The organism is Bifidobacterium kimbladii, from assembly GCF_032193675.1.
Classification (GTDB): Bacteria; Actinomycetota; Actinomycetes; order Actinomycetales; family Bifidobacteriaceae; genus Bombiscardovia; species Bombiscardovia kimbladii.
Genome location: NZ_JASTZZ010000025.1, coordinates 1 through 394, shown reverse-complemented (window position 1 = coordinate 394; position 394 = coordinate 1). Strand labels below are relative to the sequence as shown.

The window sequence follows — 394 nt, the reverse complement described above, 5'->3', positions numbered from 1 at the left end:
CAACACGTACCCGGACCTGCCCAAGGACTTCACCTACCTGCAGGTCAGCGGCGGATTGGTTCATTCGCTGGCCCTGGGCAGCGACGGCAACGCCTACGCCTGGGGATGGTTCACCGGTCAGGTCGCCTACGATTTCAGCAGGCCCGTCGACAAGGACCTGACCCTGACCGCCCACTGGACGCCGGCAAGCCGGAACAGCGGGTGGAGCATCAGCCCTGATAACGGGGGGATTGATACGCCGCCCGGCCGCTCTTACTCGTGCGAAGCGTGAACCAGTCGGCGTGTTTCCTGCCGGTGGCGGCGGGATGCCAGGACGCCGCCCATGCCGGTCATGCCCGCGGCCAGGGCGAGCAGGATGCCTTCCCCGCCTGCCTTGGGGAGCACGCCTGCTGGC

At 67.8% G+C, this 394-nt stretch carries 2 protein-coding genes; one reads left to right on the top strand and one right to left on the bottom strand.

Translation table 11 applies throughout. The features are described 5' to 3' along the window. Window positions 1–271: RCC1 domain-containing protein (locus tag QRX41_RS08420; protein WP_313839957.1), on the top strand; the 271-nt coding region annotated here is incomplete at its 5' end. Here QRX41_RS08420 and QRX41_RS08515 read toward each other — a convergent pair. Continuing rightward, on the bottom strand, window positions 253–384 hold the full coding sequence (locus QRX41_RS08515; protein WP_396176815.1) for an LPXTG cell wall anchor domain-containing protein: 132 nt from the start codon (window positions 382–384) through the stop codon (window positions 253–255). The genes QRX41_RS08420 and QRX41_RS08515 overlap by 19 nt on opposite strands. Window positions 385–394: the final 10 nt, after the last annotated feature.